A 21,817-nucleotide genomic window follows, 5' to 3' on the forward strand; every position below is an offset into this window, starting at 1 on the left:
CGCACGGCACATGATCTGCACCGGCGGCATCCAGACCGTCGTCCACGACGACGCGGGCCGCATCCTCAGCCTGGGCTCGCCCGAGCGCTGCTTCACCCCCCACCAACGCCGCGCCATCACCCTCCGCGACGGCGGATGCCTCATCCCCGGCTGCACCGTGCCCGCCGCGTGGTGCGAGATCCACCACGTCACCCCCGACAGCGACGGCGGCCCCACGCACACCGACAACGGCGTGCTGCTCTGCTGGTTCCACCACCGCTCGATCGATACCTCAGGCTGGGCGATCCGCATGCGCCACGGGGTGCCCGAGATCCGGCCACCATCCTGGCTCGACCCCGGCGGCCGATGGCGCACCACCACCACCTCACCCACCCGACTCGCCGACCGACTCGACCGCCGCTACGCGCCCACCATCCTGGCTCGACCCCGGCGGCCGATGGCGCACCACCACCACCTCACCCACCCGACTCGCCGACCGACTCGACCGCCGCTACGCGCCACCCGAACTCGTATCGGCCTGAGCGCAGGTGCGGGAAACCGACCCGGTGTTGACAGGCGCCAGGGCTGCGTGAAGATGGAGAGCACGTGCCGTTGACGCTCTGACGCTCTGACGCTCTGACGCTCGGCATCATGGTGAAGGAGAGAGCAATGGCGGTGCCTGCTGACTGGATCGCGCATCGTCGCCGCGACGGTGAACTGCTCGGGTGGATGCGCCCCGACGGCGACGGCTTCGTCGTCATCGATCTGCTCGGTCGGCCCGTGACCGAGGCCGTCGACTGGCTGAACGCTGAAGAGACGCTCGAGTCGACCGGCATCGGCTACCTCGCCGAGGTGTACGAACTGCGTCTCGACGACGGCACCTGGCTTCGCGTGCGCATCACCGAGGTCTCCTCGACCGCGGTGCGGGTGAAGAAGGACGACTTCGGCGCCATCGACGCGCCCGTGATCGAGCACGAGGTGCCGTTCCCGATCACCGATCGGCTCCGCCCGCTGACCGGCGAGCGGGCGTACATCCTCGATCTCTGACGGTCACCCGAGTTCGGAAGCCGACGGCGGCTCGACGACGCGAGCGAGCAGTTCGACGAGCAGCCGCTCGGTGAGCTGCGGCGGCAGCGCGCCCACGAGCGCGAGCACCGGGGCGAGCCGGTCGGGCAGCGCACCGTCGGCACCCGCCGCCGTTGCGCCGGCCGCCGGTGCCCCGCCGAGCAGCCCGAATGCGCGCAGCAGGCCCGCAGCGCTCTCCGAGTCGAGGTCGACGGATGCCGCGGCGAGCGCGTCTGCGCCACCCGGCAGCGCCTCGGCGAGCCCCGCCACGAGCGCCTGCCCGTCGACGGCCGGTTCGCCGCGCACGGCGTCCGCCGCGGCGACGAGCGCTTCCGACAACTCACCGACCACATCTTCGGTCACGGGCGTCACGGTGAGGTGCGTCGTGTGCGGCAATCGGGTGCCGTCGGCCTGGGTGAGACCGGGCTGCAGCTGCAGGTGCCAGCCCGCCGCGCGGGCGGCATCCGCCCAGTGGTGCGGGTCGACCCGGAGCTCGGCCGGCGCCGACTCGTCGGTGGCGACCGCGAAGAGCGGGCCGGTCGGAGCGCCGACGACCCGCAGGCCGGCGATGCCCTCGACGACCTCGCGCAGCGCAGCGGTCGCGCGCGCGGCGCGCGCCGTGAGCTCGGTGAACCCGTCTTCGCCGAGGGCCTCGACGATCGCCCACGCCGCGGCGAGGGGCCCGGCGGGCTTCGAGCCGGTGAGCGTGGGGTTCACGACCGGGTAACCCGGCCAGGCGGTCGTCGCGAAGTACTGGAACCGCTGGCGGTCGCGACCGCGCGTGAGCAGCACCGAGACGCCCTTCGGCGCGTAGCCGTACTTGTGCAGGTCAGCCGAGAGGCTCGTGACGCCGGGCACCGACAGGTTCCACGCCGGCAGCTCGTCGGGCCAGAAGGCGAGCGCGAAGCCGCCGATGCACGCGTCGACGTGCAGCGCGATGCCGCGCGGCCCGGTGATCGCCGCGACATCCGCGACGGGGTCGAGCGCCGCGAACGGATACGACGGCGCACTCACGACGACGAGGGCGACATCGTCGCCGAGCCGCTCCTCGATCGCGGCGGCCGAGACGACGCCCGTGACCGGGTCGACGGGCACGAGATCGAGCTCGAGCCCGAAGTACTCGGCCGCCTTGTGGAACGCGGCGTGCACGGTGACCGGGGCGACGATGCGCGGCACGCGCGGGCTGCCCGCGCGTACCGACCGCCACAGGTCGCGGGCCGACTTCACCGCGAGCAGGCAGCTCTCGGTGCCGCCCGAGGTGACCGAGCCGACGATGTCGTCGTCGCCCGCACCGCCGAGCACGCGACGCGCGAAGCCGACGACGCCGGCCTCCATCGCGGCGACCGAGGTGAAGGTCGTCGGGTCGAGGCCGTTCACGGGCTGCACGAGGCGGGCGGCGTCGGCGGCGAGCTCGTCGAGCTCGTCGAGTCCCGAGTCGTACACGTACGAGAGGACCCGGCCGCCGTGCGTGGGGGCGTCGACGGCTCGCATCGCCTCGAGTTCGGCGAGGATCTCGGATGCCTCGCGGCGGAAGTCGGTCATCAGGCCACTGTATCTGCGGTCGTGGCGGCGGCATCGGCTTCGATGTCGCCGCGGCGGAGGGGGTACTTGCGCAGGGCGACGAGGCTCGCTGCGACGAGCAGTGCCGGGATCGCGCTGAAGCTGATCGCGATGCCGGCGATCGCGGCCGGCGACTGGGTCACCGTCTGGGAGCCCACCGACTCGACGTAGCCGGTGAGGGCGAGCACGATCGTGAGCACGGTGGCGCCGAGCGCCATGCCCGCGGTCTCCCCCGCCGTCCAGACGCCGCCGAAGCTGCCGGCGCGGCCGATGCCGTGGGTGCGGGCGTCGTGCGAGATGACGTCGGGCAGCATCGCCATCGGCAGCGACTGCATGCCCGCGTAGCCGGCGCCCGCGAGCGCGACGGGCACGTAGACCCACGCGCCCGGCGCCCAGATCATGCCGACGAGGCTGAGGGCGGCGATGCCGAAGAGGGTGCTCGCGAGCGCGAACCCGCGCTCCTTGCCGACGCGGCGGGCGACCGCCTGCCAGACCGGCGCGAACAGTACGGCCGGGCCGATGAGGGCGACGAAGAGGTAGGTCACCGCGCGCTCGTCCTGGAGCACCCAGGTGGCGACGAACTGCGCACCGGCGAGCATGAGGCCGGTCGCGAGGCCTTGCAGCACGAACGCGACGAGCAGCGCGCGGAAGGCCGCGCTGCGCTTCACGGCGGCGAAGCCCTCGGCGTAGCCGGCACGGATGTCGCGGCGCGGCGGGGCATCCGTCGAGGCGCTGGGCTTGGACGCACTGCCCTTCGCGGCCGTCGACGTCGCGACGAACATGCCCGCCCCGATCACGAGGCCGGCGATGATCGCCATCACGAGGTAGCCCGTGTGCTCGTCCTCGAACGCCGCCCGGATCTCGGGGCCGCCGGCGCCGAAGAGCAGGATCGCGATCGTGAGCACGACGACGCGCCAGGTGAGGAGCCGCGTGCGCGCGTCGTAGTCGGCCGTGAGCTCGGCCGGCAGCGCGATGTAGGGCACCTGGAAGAGGCTGAACGCCGTCGCCGTGGCGAGGAAGGTCAGGAACACCCAGGTGCCGGATGCCCCGGGGTCGAGGCCCGCGGGCACGGCGAAGGTCAGCACGAAGCCGACGGGCAGCGCGAGCGCGCCGACGACCATCCACGTGCGGCGGGTGCCCGTGCGGGCGAGCGCCCGGTCGCTGCGCTCGCCGATCCACGGGTCGATCACGACGTCCCAGACCTTCGCCGCCGTGACGACGAGTCCCGCGACGAGGGCGGTCACGCCGAGCGTGTCGGTCAGGTAGTACACGAGCACGAGGCCGGGCAGCGTGGCGAAGCCGCCCGTGCCGATGGAGCCGATCGCATAGCGGGCTACGACACCGCGGGTCAGGGAACGCTCCGATGCGGTCATGGAGGCAGTGTACTCACCCGGCAGGGCCTTCCCGACTGCGAACTGGGTCAACTGACCTAGAACTGGGTCGACTGTCCTAGACTGTGCGCATGCGCGCCCCCACGGCCTCCCCCGACCTGTACGCGAGCCTCACCGACGACGTCGTCGCCTCCGGCTCCGAGACCATCGCCGTCCCGACCCCCTCGACGGGCGAGACGCTGCACGAACTGCCGCGCTCGAGCGCCGACGACGTGCTCGACGCGTTCGCTCGCGCCCGCCTCGCCCAGCTCGCCTGGGCGCGCGCCGGCTTCGCCGAGCGCAAGCGCGTGCTGCTGCGCGCGCACGACCTCATCCTCGAGCGACGCGACATGCTGCTCGACCTCATCCAGCTCGAGAGCGGCAAGACGCGCGGCCAGGCCTTCGAGGAGATCTTCGAGGCCATCTCCGTCACCCGCTACAACGCGCTCTCCGCCCAGCGCGTGCTGCGCGGGCGCCCCGTCCGCTCGGGCCTCCCGATCGTCGCGACGACCCGGGTGCGGTACAGCCCGAAGGGCGTCGCCGGCGTCATCACGCCGTGGAACTTCGCACTCAGCCTCGCCGCGATGGATGTGGTGCCCGCCCTCGCGGCCGGCTGCGGCGTCGTGCAGAAGGCCGACGACCAGGGCGCCCTGTCGATCCTCGCCCTGCGCCGCGCCTTCATCGACGCGGGCGTTCCCGCGGCGCTCTGGGCCGTCGTCACCGGTCCGGCGGCCGAGGTCGGCGAAGCGCTGACGGATGTCGCGGACTACATCTGCTTCACGGGCTCGACCGCGACCGGCCGCAAGATCGGCGAGAAGGCCGGCCGCCGACTCGTCGGCTCCTCGCTCGAACTCGGCGGCAAGAACGCCCTGCTCGTGCTCGACGACGTCGACCCCGCGACGGCTGCGGCCAATGCCGCACACGCCGCCTTCTCGGCGATGGGCCAGCTCTGCGTCTCGATCGAGCGCATCTACGTGCACCAGAAGGTGGCCGGACCGTTCCAGCGCGCCCTCGTCGAGCGGCTGCGGGCCTCCAAGCTCGGCTCCTCACTCGACTTCGGCGCGGACTTCGGCTCGCTCGCGAGCGCCGCGCAGCTCGCTCGCGTCCAGGAGCACCTCGACGACGCGGTCGCGAAGGGCGCCGTCGTGCTCGTCGGCGGCAAGCACCGCCCCGACATCGGCCCGTGGTTCTTCGAGCCGACCGTCCTCACCGGCGTCACCCCCGACATGCTCGTGTACGCCGAGGAGACCTTCGGCGCGATCGCCTCGCTCTACCTCGTCGGCAGCGACGAGGAGGCCGTGCTCGCCGCAAACGCGAGCGAGTACGGACTGAACGCCGCCGTCTTCACGGCTTCGGCCGGCCGGGCGCGACGTGTCGCCGACGCCCTCGAAGCGGGCAGCGTCAACATCAACGAGGGCTACCGCGGCTCGTTCGCGTCGGTGGCCGCGCCGATGGGCGGCGTCAAGCAGTCCGGTCTCGGCCGGCGCAACGGCGAAGCCGGACTCCTGCGCTTCGTCGAGCCCGTCACGGTCTCATCGGTGACGGGGCTGCTGCAGCTGCCGCGCACCGCCCGCGAGTACGAGGAGCAGGCGCCGCTCCTCGTGCTGCTCGCGCAGGCGCTGAAGGCGCTGCGCCTGCGCTGAGCCCCGTCGGCACGTGGCATCCGCTCAAGTGCCGCTCAGCTCGCTCCGGAGCCTGAGCCGAAGCGTGCCGTTCAGGTCGCTTCGGAGTCGAACGGCGCGATCTCGTCGGCGCCGAGCGGCTCCCGCTTGCGCTTGCGCTGCAGGTAGGCCGAGTTCTCGTTGACGGAGGCGCGCGCCACCACGGGCGCGGCGGGAGTCTCCTCGGCGAAGGGGTCGATGTCGGTGAGCGCCTCGCGGATGATGCGTCGCGGGTCGTATTGCCGAGGGTCGAGCTTCTTCCAGTCGACGTCATCGAAGTCGGGGCCCATCTCGTCGCGCATGCGGTCCTTGGCGCCGTTGGCCATGTCCCGCAGCGATCGCACGAGGCGGCCGAGCTGCGCCGCGTAGTGCGGCAGTCGCTCCGGCCCGAGCAGGAAGACTGCGATGACACCCACGATGAGGAGCTTGTCGAACGTCAGTCCACCGAACATCCCTACAGGATAGTCGGCGGCGAGGCGTGCGAACGACACGCCGTCCGCGCTCTAGGCTTAGGGGCTGAGAGATGCATCCGGGAGCCGCCACGTGTCCGAACACGACTTGAACTGGAAGTACGTCGACGACTCGGTCGCCGTGACCGAGTCGATCGCCAAGGCCCGTCAGCAGTCCCTCGAGCTCGGCGTCGAGCCGGTCTCGCCCGCCGTGGGCGCCCAGCTCGCCGTGATCGCCGCCGCATCGCGCGCCCAGTCGATCATCGAGGTCGGCACGGGAGTCGGCGTCTCCGGCCTCTGGATGCTGCAGGCCGCGCGCCGCGCCCTGCTCACCTCGATCGACACCGAGACCGAGTACCAGCAGCACGCCCGCCAGCACTTCGCCGACGCCGGCATCGCCGCCGCACGTGTGCGACTCATCGCCGGCCGGGCGAGCGAAGTGCTGCCGCGCATGAACGAGAGTTCGTACGACATCGTCTTCATCGACGCCGACGCCCCGTCGGTCATCGAGTACGCCGAGCACGGCCTGCGCCTGGCCAAGCCCGGCGGCATCGTGCTCGTCGCACGGGCGCTCTGGAAGGGCCGAGTGGCCGATCCGGCGCGACGCGACGAGTCGGCGAGCGCCTACCGCACCCTCATCTCGGAGCTGTCGACGTCGACGGCGGTGGCGACGGCGATCTCGCCGGCCGGCGACGGTCTGCTGCAGATCGTCAAGCTCGGCGTCTAGCACCGCGCGACCCGGCATCGAGGTTCGAACCCCGGAAACGACTCGAGCCCCGAGAGATCTCGGGGCTCGATTCGAGTGATGTGACTCAGGCGGGATTCACGACGCCGCCGAGGACGTCGTACAGCTCCTTGGCCTCAGCATCGTTCACCGAGACGACGAGGCGACCGCCACCCTCGAGTGGAACTCGAACGATGATGAGTCGCCCCTCCTTCACAGCCTCCATTGGCCCGTCTCCGGTGCGTGGCTTCATGGCCGCCATTGAGCTCCCCTTTCGTGGCTGAGATTCCATTATCTGCTAACACAGGCGGTGCTGGGAAATCGCCGCGAGCCTGTGGACAAGCCGATTGACGACATCCCACAGACGGAGAGCGTCCTCCGTTACCTCGAATCCCCCTCCGATCAGGGAGGCGTCCAGTCGCGACCGTCCACGCCCCACGCGATGAGGAGCCATCCGAGCTGCAGCAGGATGGAGAGCGCGACCATCCCCCAGCGGTACCAGCGCGAGCGGGGCTGCGCGAGCGCACCGACGAGCGGGAACATCGGCGCGAGCAGGCGGAACGTGCTCGACTGCGGAAAGAACACCGCGAGCAGGTACAGCGCGTAGCTCGCGAGCCAGAGCCGAAGGTCGACGCCGAGTCGGCGCACCGCGGGCAGGAAGAGCGTCACCACGAACCCGGCGATGAGCGCGATCACGACGATCGGGCCGAGCGGCTGGCCGATCCACCAGTCGGCCGACTGGAACCACGCCGTGAACGGCACGAGCTCCTGATAGCCGATGTACGCCGAGCGCCAGGCGAGTTCGGTGGCCGTGTAGCCGTGCAGTTCACCCGTCGCCAACCAGACGACGCCGGGCCATGCGAGTCCCACGAGCCCCGCGAACACGGCGACGGATGCCGCGACCACCCGCTCTCTCATGGGGAACGGGTCGCTCCGCCGCGAGAACCAGCGCCACACCCAGTGCAGGCCGAGCGTGAGGGCGAAGGCGAGTGCCCCTGGCCGCGTGAACGCCCACACGGCGAGCACGGGCACGAGCCATCCGTATCGCCGATCGACGAGGAGGAGCAGCGCGAGCGCGAGCCACAGCAGGCCGAGCGACTCCGCGTAGCCGAACTGCATGATCGGCGAGACCGGCGCGACCGAGAAGAGCACGATGGCGAAGATCGCCCGGTCGGGTTCGAGGAAGCGCGACATCAGCCGGTAGGTGACGAGCGCGGCGCCGAGTCCCGCGGCGAGCGAGACGACGACGGATGCCGCGTTCCACGGCACCCCGAACCAGGTCACGACGCCGACGAGCATCGGGTAGACCGGCAGGAACGCCCACGCGTTCTCGGCGACCTGGCCGGTCTCGGTCAGCGGGAGCTCTCGCGGATAGCCGCCCAGCCAGATGATCTGGTACCACCTGGCGTCCCAGAGGTTCGCGTACTCGAAGAAGCCGGGTCGGGCTTTCGTCCACGGGTTCGAGCCCTGCACGCTTGCGAGCACGAGCACCATGACCGTGGTGATCGCTCGGGCGCCGAGGAAGATCGCGACGACCTTCGCCCACCACGGGGCGAGCCGCCAGCGCACGCGCGGCGACCAGCGCGTCACGCGGAACGGGTCGGGTTCGCGAAGGGCGGCCGACGGCGTGGTCACGTATGCCTCGTTCCAGCCGGGCCGCTCAGGCGGCGGTGCCGGTCAGCCAGGCGCGGAGCGCGTGCTCGGTGTGCAGGATCTGCGCGACGTCGACCCGTTCGTCATCGGCGTGCGCCTTGAGCGGGTCGCCCGGGCCGAAGTTCACCGCTGGGATGCCGAGTGCGCTGAAGCGCGCGACATCCGTCCAGCCGTACTTGGGGCGCGCCTCGGCGCCGACGGCGCGCACGAACTGCTGGGCGAGCGGGTCGTCGAGTCCGGGCCGGGCGCCTTCGGCGCTGTCGACGATCGCCACCTCGTAGCCGTCGAAGAACCCGGTCACGAAAGCGGATGCCTCGGCGACGCTGCGGCTCGGCGCGAAGCGGTAGTTGACGGTGAGCACCGCCTCGTCGGGGATCACGTTGCCCGCGATGCCGCCCGAGACGAGCACGGCGTTCAGCCCCTCGCGGTAGGCGAGGCCGTCGACCTCGACGGTCTCGGCCTGGTACTCGGCGAGCTTCGCGAGCGCCGACGCGAGCTTGTGGATCGCGTTCTCGCCGACCCAGCTGCGCGCCGAGTGCGCCCGCAGGCCGGTGGCCCACACCTCGGCGCGGAGAGTGCCGTTGCAGCCGCCCTCGACCTGCCCGTTCGACGGTTCGCCGAGGATGGCGAAGTCGCCGGCGAAGAGGTCGGGCCGGTTGCGGGAGAGCCGCCCGAGGCCGTTGAGCGAGGCAGCGACCTCCTCGTTGTCGTACCACATCCAGGTGAGGTCGACGATGGGGTCGGTGAGCTCGAGCGCGAGCTTCAACTGCACCGCGACGCCGGCCTTCATGTCGACGGTGCCACGCCCCCACAGGTATTCGACGCCGTCCTCGGTCTCGAAGCGGGTCGGCAGGTTCTCGTTGATCGGCACGGTGTCGAGGTGCCCGGCGATCACGACCCGGCGCTCGCGACCGAGGTTCGTCCGTGCGACGATCGTGTCGCCGTCGCGGATCACCTCGAGGTGGGATGCCCCGGCGAGCGCCTGCTCGACGAGGTCGGCGAGCGGCGTCTCATCGCCCGACACGCTCGGCACGTCGCAGATCGCCTGCGTGATGGCGACGGAATCGGCGGTCAGGTCGAGCGTGAGCGGTGATGCGTCGGGCATTCCCCGAGTCTATTCGCGCTGGTCGTGCCCGCGCGGCGGTGCTGCTTCTCTCAGACATGCGGCTGGCAGCGGCCGACAGCGGCGGACTCGGGAGGAGGCACCGAGAACCCGGCGGCCCCGCGGGGCTCAGCCATGACGACGGCCCTAGGAGATATTGTCGTTGATCCGACGCACGTCGAGGAGAGGCATGCAGGACGCACAAGAACACGTACGGAGGGTCACACTCGCCCAGGTCGCCGATCTCGCCGGGGTGAGCCTGAAGACGGCGTCACGGGCGCTCGGCGGAGAACAGTACGTGAGCCAGGAGACCCTCACGAACGTCCTTGCCGCGGCAACTTCCCTGGGCTACCGACGCAATGCAGCGGCGAGCATGCTGGCGAGCGGGCACCTCGCCGAGTCGCTCGGGCTCATCGGCGGCGACTTCACCAACCCGTTCTACTCCGCGCTCGCGCAGAGCTTGGAGAACGATATCCGCCGGCAGGGGATGCTGCTGTCCGTCGCCACGTCAGGAGAGTCCGCCGAGCAGGAGCGGCGCATCGTCGATGACCTTGCCAACCGCCAGGCCAAAGCGCTCGTCGTGGTCTCGGCCATGTCGGATCATGCCGAGTACGCACATGTGCAGGCGCGCGGCGTTCCGGTCGTCTTCGTCGATCGTCCCGCAGTCAATCTCGATGCTGATTCCGTCGTGTTCGACAATCGAATGGGCGGTCGCCTCGCCGCTCAGCACCTCCTCGACACCGGCCATACCCGAATCGCATTCGTCGGCGACTACGCGTGGCTTCACACCTATCGAGAGCGACTCGAGGGCATGGCCGCAGTCCTCGACGGAGCAGCGCCCTCGTCATGGCGGGATCTTCTGCGGGATGATGCGCATGACATCGATTCATCCCGCGCACGAACCCGCGAGCTCTTGGCGCTCCCGAAGCCGCCGACGGCGATCGTCGCGGGCAACAACCGGATCCTCCTCGGGGTCCTCGAGGAACTGTCGGTGACAAGTACGGGCGACGTCCCCGTTGTCATCGGCATCGACGAACCCGAATGGGCGCGCGTGATGGGCATTACCACCGTGGCGGGAGACGTTGAAGAAGTCGGGCACCACGCCGCCCGCTTGGCCGTCTCGCGACTCACCGATCGCACTCGTCCCGTCGAACACGTCGTGCTCCCGATGCATCTCACTCCCCGCCGGTCGACGGCGAGACACGACCCCGATTCAGAGGGCCTGCGCGCCGAGTAGTGCCGCGTCGGCGGCGTAGGCGGCGCCGATCATCGGTGCTTCGTGGGAGAGTTCTGCCCGGATGACCGGGAGGCCCGGTCGTCCGAGTCCGTCGGAGAGCTGCGGTTCGAGGAGATCCCATGAGCGGGCGATGGTTCCGCCGATGATGAGCGCCTCTGCCTCGAACCGGGCGAGCGGACCGGCGAGCGCTCGGCCCAGGTACGCGAACGCATCCTCGAGTACCTCGCGCGCGATCGGGTCGCCGCTGCGGGCGAGGTCGGCGATCTCCTTGACGTCGGGCACGGCCGCCGTGGGTCGCGTCCGTCGTGCGAAGGCGGCCCTGATCGCTCGCCGCGACATCCGCGCCTCGATACGTTGCCCTTCGAACTCGAGCAGGTGCAGTTCACCGCCCGGTGCCGCACCGTCGGTGCGCTCGCCGGCGACCACCCACCCGGAACCGACGCCGGTGCCGAGTGTGACGCAGCAGAACCTCGACAGGCCGCGTGCTGCGCCTGCGGCGTACTCACCGAGGGCGAACGCGTCCGCGTCGTTGACGAACGTGAACGAGATCGCCTCCCCGTCGAGTGCGTCGGTGAGTCGTGCGCGAACATCGACCCCGTACAGCGAGTCGAACTTCCCCACATCGGAGTACCGAGCGATGCCCGCAGCGAAGTCGAACGGGCCCGGAACGGCCACCGCCCAGCGCCCAGCATGGTCGGATCCGAGTCCGCGAGCCGCAGCAGCGATGTTCTCGAGGATCTCATGGACGTCGCTGCCCGAGTTCAGCGGTCGGCTCCGGTAGGTGCCGTCGATGATCGCGCGGGCGCTGGTGTCGACGACGGCGACAGCCACGTGGGTCCCCCCGAGTTCGATGGTCGGTACCCGGTTGCGTGTCACGGTGCCCTTTCAATCTGGGTCGCCGGTGGATCGACGAACTCCGTGGTCTCAGCATGCTCGAACCGGTCGACGGTGCGACCGGTTCGAATCGACGGGTGCTCGACGGGCCGGCGCGAGGCCGACCCGCCGAACGATCAGTTCGCGTTCATGATCAGCGCTATGACTTCGCTTCGACCAGGCGTTCGTATGCCCAGACGAGGCGGGACACCGCTGCCACGTACTCGTCGTAGGTGCTCGTCGCCGCGTCGAGCGCGGCCGCCGCGGCGATCGCGTTCTGGAGCTTGCGATACGACACCGGCGTGACCTCGTCGGCCTCGACGGCCTCGGCCTTCGCACGCCAGTCGGCGACCTGCTTGACGACCTTCCACTGCAACTTGCCGGCGGCGACGTTCAGCACGCGCAGCGCATCTGCGACTCCGCCTGACGTCGCGGCGGCGTCCGCGTCGACGGCCTTCGCCGCGTCGAGCGCTCGCGTGAACACCGCGAAATCGGTCGCGAGGTACAGGCCCGCGTCTGCGGGAATCGCCGAGTACTTCGTGATCGCCGCCTGCAACGCCGTCTTGTCGACGGCGTACTCGAGCGAGAACCAGTCGAGGTTGCCGACGTAGGGCTGGGTCGCCGTCGGCGTGCTCTGGAGCGCGAAGTACAGGGTGTGGTTGCCGGTGATCCCGGACGGAAGCGCGACCTTCGCCGTGCCGTAGGTGCCCCAGCCCGAGCCGGTGGGCTGGAGCGGGACGGTGACGAACGGGTCGCCGGACATCGCGTCCAGGTAGACGGCGAGTCGGCCATCGACCACCTTGCCCGTCGGCGCGTCGTAACGCACGCTGAGCGTGGAAGCGCTGCGAGCACCGAGATCGACATCACGGTACCGAATCCACGCGCCGTCCTTCGTGCCCGCGAGCTGACCACCGACCGATCCGGCCTCGGTCTTGAGGTCGGCACCCGAGAAGTCGGTTCCTTCCACGAGACCCGAGTCGGCGGCGTTCAGCATTCCGTAGCCAGCCCGGATCGATTCGAACTGAACCGTCTTCGACGTCTCGGTGGCATCTGCCGCAGCTTGGAACTGGAACCAGTCGACGTTCGCGACCCAGCTCTGGCCCGAAGCGAGGGCGCCCGTGAACACGAAGTACACGTCGTTGACACCGGCGAGCTTCGCGATTTCGTCCGCCGTGAACGTGTGCGTGAGCGCCTTGTAATTCGCCCAGCCGTTCGTGGTGGGCAGCGAGACCGTGGTCACCACTGGACCGGTCGCCGAGCCGGTGCGGATCTCGACCGCGGAGCTCGCCGATGCCGAGGCGGGGTTGTGAGCGTAATTGATCACGACCGACGCGAGCGGGGACGCGGAGAAGTCGAGCCCGCGGAACGCGAGCCAGGCACCGGGTGAGATTCCGCCCACGGTGGTCCCGCTGCCGCCGCTCTCGGTCTTGAGTGAACCACCGGACCATTGGTCGTAGCTTTCGGCCTGCAGCACCCGGTAGCTGTCGCCGGCGATCGTGAGGCCATCGGCCGCGACCTGCAGGAGCGCAAGCGCAGTCGACAGCGTGCGCTCCGACGAGTTCTCGTCGTCCAGCGCCTCCTTCGCCTTCGCAATTGCCGACTCGAGTTTCGCGAACGTCGCCGCGGAATAGCCGTCGGCTGTCACGAGGCGCGCATCGTCGTACAGCGCCTGGAGCTCAGCGCGCGTGTCCGAGGACGGCGACACGGTGAATGGGTCGAGCGCCGTCGTGCCGGCGCCGGTCACCTGGGCCGCCGTAGCGCCCTCGAGTGCGGAGTCGGCGAGCAGCAGCGTGAACTTGGTACTCGTCGGGCTCTCGGGCTTTCCCTTGAACGTGACCTGGGCGGTGGTGTCGCTCGTCCGCCTGACGGTGGCCGTGATGCCCTGGTCGAGTCCGGGGAACGTGATCTCGCCGTTCGAGAGCGCCGGCTGGTTCTTGCCGGTGAACGTGGCACCGCCGCTGAGGGTGAGGTCGATCGTGGCCTTCACGGCGCCTTTTGCGTCCGCCGTGAGGGTGGTGGTACTCGGCGTGAGCTGGTGTCCGGCGTAGCGGACCTTGAGGGCGAGTTCCCGCTCCGCAGCGCTGGGCGCCGTTCCGGAGAAGGCGGCCGGCGCGAAGGTGATCGCGAGGGCGTCGGTCGAATCATCGACCAGGTGCTGGTCCGCCTTTCCCTGCAGGGTCAGGTCGACCGTGTTCGTCCCCGACTGCGTCGCCACAAGTGTGAGGCCGGCCGGCACGCCGGTGGCCTCGAGCTGCGAAGTCAGGTCGGATCCGATCTCGCCGGTGAACGTCGCCCCGCTCACCTGCACGGAGATCGCGTCGTCGATGGATCCGTCGTTCGCGCCGGACTCCTCGAACACCTGCGACGTCGTGGAGACTGAGTCGGCCGGGTGGTACAGGGCGCTGCTGACGTGGTCGTTGAGCGAATCCGCGGCGACGCCGTCGGCGCCCCATGACGACGGGCTCGAGCCCATCGTGAAGTGCAGGACGCCTCCCGCGTTCATCTCCGCGGCCGTGAGCCACGTGCGGTTCAGCGGCTGGCCGTTGAGGGTCGCGCTCTGGATGAAGTGATTCGTCGTGCTGACACCGGGCGCCTCGACGACGAAGTCCTTGCCTCCGGGGTAGTGCATCGTCGTGCGGTCGAAGATCGGCGTGGTGATCTGGAACGAGTCGCCTCCCGCCATCACGGGGTACAGCCCGATCGCGCTCGACACGAAGTACCCCGACATCGTCCCTGCGTCGTTGTCCATCGTCTGGAGCAGGCCCTTCGGGTCGTTCTGGAACACCATGCGCTTCGACGGCGTCGTGCCGCTGCCGTCGGCGGTGTACCGCACACACACAGGCTCGGTGACCGCTCGGTACGTCCAGTCCTGCGTGTTCGCGGGCTGGCCGACGTAGTTGAAGAGGAATGGCGCGTGAACCGAGATCTCGTTGGCGAACAGGTGGAGGTTGCGCGTGCAGTCATCGGGTGCCTGGTTGCCGAAGAAGTAGTTCACGGCCTTCGCAGCGTCCGCCTTGCCGCCCATGAGATCGACCATGCCGCCAAGGTCCTGGGCGTCGTACCAGTTGTACTGCCAGAACGTGCCCTGGTAGAGCCCGCTGCTCCAGCTCTCCGGATTCTTCACCGTGAAGCTCGCCGAATCGTCGTTGCTCGAGCGCGGCATCATGAGGCCGACTTCGTCGACCCCCGCAGCGACGCCGGTCGCCGCGGTCGCATTGGCATCCTTCTTGAGGGCATTCGTGTCGAATGCCTTCGCCCAGCGCGCTCCCTCGTTCCGGTAGTGCTCGGCGTCGGCCGTCTCGCCGATCGCGTCGGCGATGACCGAAAGACCATAGGCGTCGTAGGAGTACCCGAGGAGGCCGCCGCCGACAGAGTTGAGGTTCGTCAGGTTCGCGGACTTCCCGGTCTGTGCCACGAGCGCAGGGTACGCATCTTCGAGTCCCTGCAGCGGCACGCCCTTCGAGATCGCATCCGCCACGACGACCGGGGCGCGCTCCCACCGCACCGTCGGCACGGACTGCAGCAGACCTCCGACCGAGCTCTTCCCGCTCGTGGCGTAGAGGTCGACGAGCGACTGGACGACGTCGCGATAGACGTCGGGGAAGACGGAGGCCACAGCCGAGTACTTGTGGAAGTCATCCCACAACGACCATGAATCGTAGTGCGTGTAACCCGTTGCCTCGTAGATGACGCCGTCGGCGCCCCGGTATGTGCCATCCGTCGATGTCGCGTTCATCGGGGTGTTGGCGAGCCGGTAGAGGTGCGTGTAGAACTGGGTCTTGAGGTCGCCCGTGGGGTCGTTGGTCGCGGTGGCGTCGACGTCGACCTTTCCGAGGCGATCGTTCCACTCGTTCTTCGTCGCGGCGCGGATCTCGTCGAACGTCTTCCCGCCGACCTCGACGGCCGCGTCGCGTTCCGCCTGCTCTGCGCTCACTGGGGAGAGCGTGATCCTGAGACCCACGTGCTCGCCCGCAGCCCGGTCGAAGTTGAGAACCGCCCCGATGTCCGTGCCGTCCTGCTTGGTCGCCGTGGAGCTGAGCCCACCGCTCCCCCACGTCTGGACGGAGGAAGCCGGGACCGTGGTCTCCGCGTAGTAGAACAGCTTGTACGACGAGTTGTAGAAGAATCCGGTGAAGGATCCGGAGATCGTCGTGTTGCCGTCCGCGCTCGTCCCGATCTCGAGGTCGGTGGCTTTGCGACCGTTGCCGGTGTGCTTGAGGTCGACCACGAGGGCGGCGTGGCCGCCGGCGTCGAAGGCATAGTCGTGAACGCCCGTACGAGTGGCAGCCGTCACCTGGGCGTCGATGTCGTCGCCCGACTCGTCGAGGCCGACTTGGTAGTAGCCCGCCGTGGCCGACTCGTCCTTGACGCCGTCGCTCGTGCGGATCGTCTTGGCGTAGCTGCCGGTGCCGGGTCGGGACGTATAGCTCTGGTAGGTGGGTACGACGAGCACGTCGCCCGCTCCACCCCCGCCCCCGACCCCGTCGAGCGCGATGTTCGTGAAGCCTCGGAGCGTGCCCGCCGTGTACTCGTAACCGACGTGGTTCCCGGGCGTCGTCGTCGGGGTGACGGTCGCGAGCCCGTACGGCGCGAAGGCCCCCGGGCCGTCCTGACCGTGGTCGCCCTCGGTGCCGATGAACGGGTTGACGTACTGGGTGTAGTCCGTCGGATCGATCGAGGCATGCGCCGCGTTCGCCGGCCCGGCCAGGGGCAGGATGGCCGACGCCAGCAGCGCGAGCGCGATGGGCAGGGCGGCCAGTCGTGGACGGGGGGCGCGAATCGAGGGGGCAGTGTTCACCTGGGCCGGATCCGGATAAGACAGCGCTGTCATGCGGTGGACAGTAGCACACCTGTCGGGCGTGTCCAAGAACTCATCCATCACTCCTCGATCAAGAGCCGCCCGACACCCCATGTCACACTCAAGCCGCCGCTCGGTACCCTTGAACCATGCCCACGAACGCCGCCGTGCCCAGCTCCGCCCGCCTCGCCTCCGGTTCCGGACTCGCCACCGTCGCCGCCGACGGCACGGTGCTCGACACGTGGTTCCCCGCACCGGTGCTCGGCGACACCGCCGAGCCGCTCGCCGCCGAGCACGGCGCCCTCGCCGGCGCCGACGAGCGCCGCGCCGTCACCGTGAAGGCCGTCGAGCTCACGATCGACCTCGACGCAGCACCGACGGGAACGAGCGACGCATACCTCCGGCTTCACGTGCTCTCCCACCTGCTCGCGGCGCCGAACACGGTGAACCTCGACGGCATCTTCGCCCACCTGCCCGCCGTGGTCTGGACCAACGCCGGCCCGGTGCATCCGACCGACTTCGATCGGCTGCGCCCCGCGCTGCAGCGGGCCGGCATCCACGCGGTCGGCGTCGACAAGTTCCCGCGCCTGCTCGACTACGTCACGCCCGACCGGGTGCGCATCGCCGACGCCGCCCGGGTGCGCCTCGGCGCCCACCTCGCACCCGGCACGACGGTCATGCACGAGGGCTTCGTGAACTTCAACGCCGGCACGCTCGGCGCCTCGATGGTCGAGGGTCGCATCTCGCAGGGCGTCGTCGTCGGCGACGGCTCCGACATCGGCGGCGGGGCATCCATCATGGGCACCCTCTCCGGCGGAGGCACGCAGCGCGTCGTCATCGGCGAACGCGCGCTCCTCGGCGCGAACTCCGGCATCGGCATCTCGATCGGCGACGACAGCGTCGTCGAGGCGGGCCTCTACGTCACCGCTGGCACCAAGGTCGTGCTGCAGGGCCGACCGGGCGAACGACCGAACACGGTCAAGGCCGTGGTGCTCTCGGGGGTGCCGAACCTGCTCTTCCGTCGCAACTCGCTGAACGGCCAGGTGGAAGCGCTCTCGCGCTCGGGCGAGGGCGTGCAGCTGAACGCCGCGCTGCACGCGTAGCGCCCGGTACGCCGCGGCTCGGGCCCGGCGGTTCTGCGCACATCACAGCCCTGCAACGACCCTGCCGGAACACGGGTCGTCTCGGCTACAGTTGGTGACCCGGGCCGCCGAGTGGCGGCCCCTCGTCTTGCGCATCACGAAGGAGTGGCGTGGGTACCGACGCATCGCGAACCAGTCGGCATCGGGCGATGAGGTTCGTCATCGGCCTGCTGATCACCGTGCTCGTGCTGGCCGTCCTCGCGGCCGGACTCGGCTGGTGGACGGTGCAGCGCTCGTTCCCGACCACGAACGGTGCCGTCGCGGTTCCGGGGCTCGGCGCCGAGGTGACCGTGATCCGCGACGATGCCGGCATTCCGCAGCTCTACGCCGAGACCGACCGCGACCTGTTCTTCGCGCAGGGCTACGTGCACGCCCAGGACCGGTTCTGGGAGATGGACTTCCGCCGCCACGTCACCGCCGGCCGGCTGGCCGAGCTCTTCGGCGAGTCGCAGGTCGGCACCGACGCGTTCATCCGCACGCTCGACTGGCGGGGCATCGCCGAGCAGGAGTACGAGGCGCTCGATGACACGTCGCAGGCGCACTACGACGACTACGCCGCGGGCGTCAACGCCTACCTCGCCGAGCGCAGCGGCCCCGACCTCTCGCTCGAGTACGCGGTGCTCGGGCTGCAGAACCCCGGCTACTCCCCCGAGCCGTGGTCGGGCGTCGACTCGATCGCCTGGCTGAAGGCGATGGCGTGGGACCTGCGCTCGAACCTCGGCGACGAGATCGACCGCGCCATGCTGTCGACCGCGCTGCCGGCCGACGAGGTCGCCCGCCTCCACCCCGACTTCGCGTGGGGCACCATGCCGACGATCGTCGACGGGCAGCCGGTGGCGGCCCCCGCAGCATTGTCGTCGACCCCGCTCACTGCAGGCGATGACCCCGACGAGACGGATGCCGCGGCGGCATCCGCTCTCGATCCCGGCGTCGCCGGCGCACTCGCCACGCTGAGCGCGGCGATCGACGGGGTGCCCGAACTCCTCGGCCCCGAGGGCGGCGACCTCGGCTCGAACTCGTGGGTGGTGTCTGGTGCACTGACCGAGTCGGGTCTGCCGCTGCTCGCCAACGACCCGCACCTCGGCCCCGCCATGCCGTCGATCTGGACCCAGATGGGCCTGCACTGCGTCGAGATCACCGAGACGTGCGGGTTCGATGTCGCCGGCTACTCGTTCTCGGGCCTGCCCGGCATCGTCATCGGGCAGAACGCCGACATCGCGTGGGGCTTCACCAATCTCGGACCCGACGTCGCTGATCTCTACCTCGAGCGCGTCACCGGAGACAGCTACACCCTCGACGGCGCGCAGGTGCCGCTCACGCTCCGCGAGGAGACGATCGAGGTCGCCGGCGGCGACCCCGTCACGATCACCGTGCGGTCGACCGCGCGCGGCCCGATCGTGACCGACATCGGCGACGACTTCGGCGCCGTCGCGGCCGAGTATCCCGCAGCCTCGACGCAGCCCGACGGCGACTACGAGGTCTCACTGCAGTGGACGGCACTCTCACCCGGCACGACCGCCGGCGCGATCTTCGCCCTCGACCGCGCCCACGACTGGAACGGGTTCCGCGCGGCCGCGGCGCTCTTCGACGTGCCGGCGCAGAACCTCATCTACGCGGATGCCGCGGGCAACATCGGCTACCAGGCACCGGGCCGCATCCCCGTGCGCAAGTCGGGCGATGGCACGCTCCCCTTGCCGGGATGGACGAGCGCCAACGGGTGGTCGGGCACGATCCCCTTCGACGATCTGCCGTCGGTGCTGAACCCGCCCGCCGGCTACATCGTCACGGCCAACAACGCGGCCGCCGGACCCGACGGTCCGATGCTCACTATGGACTGGGACTACGGATACCGCGCCGCGGGCATCGACCGCCTCATCCGCGACCGCATCGACGCCGGCGAGGCGTTCACGGTCGACTCGCTCGCCGCGATCCAGCTCGACACCGGCGACGCGAACGCCGACGCCTTCCTGCCGGTGATCGCCGAACTCGAGCTCAGCGGTGACGCCGCCCGCGGCGCCGAGCTCCTCAGCGACTGGGACGGCAGCGCCGAGGCCGACAGCGCGCAGGCCGCCTACTTCGCCGTCTTCTGGCGCACCCTGCTCGACGACATGTTCGGCGACCTCCCCGATTCGGCGCAGCCGCAGGGCGGCGACCGATGGTTCAACGTCGTCGGCACCCTGCTCGCCGAGCCCGACGACTCGTGGTGGACGAACGAGGAACTCGGCGTCACCGGCCGCGACGCGATGATCGCCCACGCCCTCGACTCGGCGTGGAGCGAGAGCGAACAGCGTCTGGGCTCGAACCCCGACTCGTGGCGTTGGGGGCGGCTGCACACGCTGACCCTCACGAACCAGAGCTTCGGCGAATCGGGCGTCGGCCCGATCGAGTGGCTCTTCAACCGTGGCCCGTACGAGCTCGGCGGCGGCTCGTCGATCGTCAACGCGATCGGCTGGGACGCGAGCATCGGCTACGGCGTCGACTGGGTGCCGTCGATGCGCATGGTCGTGGACCTCTCAGACCGCGACGCTTCGCGCTGGATCAACCTCACCGGAGCGTCGGGCCACGCGTTCCACCCGAACTACTCGGACCAGGCGCCGCTCTGGCAGCGCGGCGAGCTGCGCGACTGGGCCGTCACGACCGATGCCGTGAAGGCGAACGCCCGCGACATCCTGACGCTGACGCCCGAGGGCTGAGGCCCGGAACGACGAAACGCCGGTCGCACCCGAAGGTGCGACCGGCGTGGACGTCTGCGACTCAGACCGAGGGGTAGTGCCGCTCGGGCTCGCCGATGTAGAGCTGCTGCGGGCGCCCGATCTTCGTCTGCGAGTCGACGTTCATCTCACGCCAGTGCGCCATCCAGCCGGGCAGGCGTCCGATCGCGAACAGCACGGTGAACATGCGCGTCGGGAAGCCCATCGCCTTGTAGATGACACCCGTGTAGAAGTCGACGTTCGGGTAGAGACGACGCTCCTTGAAGTAGTCGTCCTGCAGGGCGAACTGCTCGAGCTCCTTGGCGATGTCGAGCAGCGGGTCGGCGACGCCGAGCCCGGCGAGCACCTCATCGGCCGACTGCTTGACGATCGTCGCGCGCGGGTCGTAGTTCTTGTAGACGCGGTGCCCGAAGCCCATGAGCTTCACGCCGTCTTCCTTGTTCTTCACGCGCTCGACGAACTTCTCGACGCCTTCGCCGGAGTCGCGGATGCGGGCGAGCATCTGCAGCACTGCTTCGTTGGCGCCGCCGTGGAGCGGGCCGGAGAGCGCCTGGATGCCGGCGGAGATCGAAGCGTAGAGGTTCGCGCCGGTCGAGCCGACGAGTCGCACGGTCGAGGTCGACGCGTTCTGCTCGTGGTCCTCGTGCAGGATGAGGAGCCGGTCGAGCGCGGTGGAGAGCACCGGGTCGACCTGGAAGGGCTCTGCCATGTTGCCGAAGTTCAGCTTCAGGAAGTTGTCGACGAACGACAGCGAGTTGTCGGGGTACAGGAACGCCTGCCCGATCGACTTCTTGTGCGCGTAGGCCGCGATCACCGGCAGCTTCGCGAGCAGGCGCACCATGGTGAGCTCGACCTGCTCGGGGTCGTTCGAGTCCGTCGAGTCCTCGTAGTACGTCGAGAGCGCCGACACGGCGCTCGAGAGCACCGACATCGGGTGGGCCGTGTGCGGCAGCGACGAGAAGAAGCGCTTGAGGTCTTCGTGCAGCAGCGTGTGGTGACGGATCTTCTCGTCGAACTCGCCCAGCTGATCGGCCGTCGGCAGCTCGCCGTAGATGAGCAGCCACGCGACCTCGAGGTACGTGGAGTTCGCCGCGAGCTCTTCGATCGGGTACCCGCGGTACCGCAGGATGCCCTGCTCGCCGTCGATGTAGGTGATCGCCGACCGCGTCGACGCGGTGTTCACGAACCCGTAGTCGAGCGCGGTGAGCCCGGTCTGCCGGGTCAGCGTCGACACGTCGATGCTCGAGTTGCCCTGCACCGCACGGTGGACGGGCAGTTCGGCGGTCGTGCTGCCGAAGCTCAGGGTCGCGGTCTGGGGGGTCTCCCCTGCCGCATTGTTCCGGACGTCGCTCACGGCGCCTCCTGTGATCGTCACTTGCGCGGTCACCTGCTTTCCGGTCTCGGCCGCTCTGACGGCCTCGACCCGACTACAGCCTAGACGGGGTCCGAACACACTGTCGCACCCGCCAACAGATCATCCTATCCGTTGGCGA

General features: G+C 69.8%; 16 protein-coding genes. 7 read left to right on the top strand and 9 right to left on the bottom strand.

The window, feature by feature from the left end; genetic code table 11:
- Window positions 1–10: 10 nt before the first annotated feature.
- Together ASE14_RS21470 and ASE14_RS18895 are read left to right on the top strand one after the other, a co-directional pair.
- Window positions 11–595 (top strand): HNH endonuclease signature motif containing protein, encoded by a 585-nt coding sequence (locus ASE14_RS21470; protein ID WP_056658730.1) that lies wholly within the window; start codon window positions 11–13, stop codon window positions 593–595.
- Between the two features lie 53 nt (window positions 596–648).
- Entirely contained in the window at window positions 649–1,026 is a 378-nt protein-coding gene (locus ASE14_RS18895; protein ID WP_235511487.1) for a hypothetical protein, read from the top strand.
- Window positions 1,027–1,029: 3 nt separating this feature from the next.
- Here the strand turns inward: ASE14_RS18895 and ASE14_RS18900 are convergent, their stop codons facing one another.
- The gene (locus tag ASE14_RS18900) at window positions 1,030–2,586 is read right to left on the bottom strand and encodes an aminotransferase class V-fold PLP-dependent enzyme (RefSeq protein ID WP_056658733.1); all 1,557 of its coding nucleotides are present in this window, start codon (window positions 2,584–2,586) and stop codon (window positions 1,030–1,032) included.
- A complete protein-coding gene (locus ASE14_RS18905) occupies window positions 2,586–3,977 on the bottom strand; it encodes an MFS transporter (RefSeq protein ID WP_056659342.1) in 1,392 nt (463 codons plus the stop codon). The genes ASE14_RS18900 and ASE14_RS18905 overlap by 1 nt, the downstream gene beginning before the upstream one ends.
- 89 nt (window positions 3,978–4,066) lie before the next feature.
- Between ASE14_RS18905 and ASE14_RS18910 the strand changes: the two genes are divergently transcribed.
- A complete protein-coding gene (locus tag ASE14_RS18910) occupies window positions 4,067–5,617 on the top strand; it encodes a succinic semialdehyde dehydrogenase (protein ID WP_056658736.1) in 1,551 nt (516 codons plus the stop codon).
- A gap of 71 nt (window positions 5,618–5,688) precedes the next feature.
- Here the strand turns inward: ASE14_RS18910 and ASE14_RS18915 are convergent, their stop codons facing one another.
- Window positions 5,689–6,087, bottom strand: a complete 399-nt coding sequence (locus ASE14_RS18915) for a twin-arginine translocase TatA/TatE family subunit (RefSeq protein WP_056658739.1) — start codon at window positions 6,085–6,087, stop codon at window positions 5,689–5,691.
- A 91-nt stretch (window positions 6,088–6,178) separates the two neighbouring features.
- Between ASE14_RS18915 and ASE14_RS18920 the strand changes: the two genes are divergently transcribed.
- Window positions 6,179–6,811, top strand: coding sequence for an O-methyltransferase (locus ASE14_RS18920; RefSeq protein ID WP_056658742.1), 633 nt, complete (start codon window positions 6,179–6,181; stop codon window positions 6,809–6,811).
- An 85-nt stretch (window positions 6,812–6,896) separates the two neighbouring features.
- Here the strand turns inward: ASE14_RS18920 and ASE14_RS20210 are convergent, their stop codons facing one another.
- The 3 genes from ASE14_RS20210 to dapE form a co-directional block, all read right to left on the bottom strand.
- On the bottom strand, window positions 6,897–7,070 hold the full coding sequence (locus tag ASE14_RS20210) for a DUF3117 domain-containing protein (protein WP_067875042.1): 174 nt from the start codon (window positions 7,068–7,070) through the stop codon (window positions 6,897–6,899).
- Between the two features lie 140 nt (window positions 7,071–7,210).
- Window positions 7,211–8,443: a hypothetical protein gene (locus ASE14_RS18925; RefSeq protein WP_235511488.1), complete on the bottom strand. Its 1,233-nt coding sequence runs from the start codon at window positions 8,441–8,443 to the stop codon at window positions 7,211–7,213.
- Window positions 8,444–8,468: 25 nt separating this feature from the next.
- A complete protein-coding gene (gene dapE, locus ASE14_RS18930) occupies window positions 8,469–9,566 on the bottom strand; it encodes a succinyl-diaminopimelate desuccinylase (RefSeq protein WP_056658745.1) in 1,098 nt (365 codons plus the stop codon).
- Between the two features lie 187 nt (window positions 9,567–9,753).
- Between dapE and ASE14_RS18935 the strand changes: the two genes are divergently transcribed.
- Window positions 9,754–10,800, top strand: a complete 1,047-nt coding sequence (locus ASE14_RS18935; protein ID WP_056658746.1) for a LacI family DNA-binding transcriptional regulator — start codon at window positions 9,754–9,756, stop codon at window positions 10,798–10,800.
- Here ASE14_RS18935 and ASE14_RS18940 read toward each other — a convergent pair.
- Both ASE14_RS18940 and ASE14_RS18945 read right to left on the bottom strand, forming a co-directional pair.
- A complete protein-coding gene (locus ASE14_RS18940) occupies window positions 10,777–11,676 on the bottom strand; it encodes an ROK family protein (RefSeq protein WP_082601068.1) in 900 nt (299 codons plus the stop codon). The genes ASE14_RS18935 and ASE14_RS18940 overlap by 24 nt on opposite strands.
- 157 nt (window positions 11,677–11,833) lie before the next feature.
- The gene (locus tag ASE14_RS18945) at window positions 11,834–16,471 is read right to left on the bottom strand and encodes a GH92 family glycosyl hydrolase (RefSeq protein ID WP_056658752.1); all 4,638 of its coding nucleotides are present in this window, start codon (window positions 16,469–16,471) and stop codon (window positions 11,834–11,836) included.
- Window positions 16,472–16,620: 149 nt separating this feature from the next.
- Here ASE14_RS18945 and dapD point away from each other — a divergent pair, with 149 nt between their 5' ends.
- Both dapD and ASE14_RS18955 read left to right on the top strand, forming a co-directional pair.
- Entirely contained in the window at window positions 16,621–17,574 is a 954-nt protein-coding gene (gene dapD, locus ASE14_RS18950; protein WP_056658755.1) for a 2,3,4,5-tetrahydropyridine-2,6-dicarboxylate N-succinyltransferase, read from the top strand.
- A gap of 188 nt (window positions 17,575–17,762) precedes the next feature.
- The gene (locus ASE14_RS18955; RefSeq protein WP_082601070.1) at window positions 17,763–20,306 is read left to right on the top strand and encodes a penicillin acylase family protein; all 2,544 of its coding nucleotides are present in this window, start codon (window positions 17,763–17,765) and stop codon (window positions 20,304–20,306) included.
- Between the two features lie 61 nt (window positions 20,307–20,367).
- Here ASE14_RS18955 and ASE14_RS18960 read toward each other — a convergent pair whose 3' ends face one another.
- Window positions 20,368–21,678, bottom strand: coding sequence for a citrate synthase (locus tag ASE14_RS18960; protein WP_082601108.1), 1,311 nt, complete (start codon window positions 21,676–21,678; stop codon window positions 20,368–20,370).
- Between the last annotated feature and the right edge of the window lie 139 nt (window positions 21,679–21,817).

Origin of the sequence: Agromyces sp. Root81, from assembly GCF_001429165.1 — a bacterium.
Classification (GTDB): Bacteria; Actinomycetota; Actinomycetes; order Actinomycetales; family Microbacteriaceae; genus Agromyces.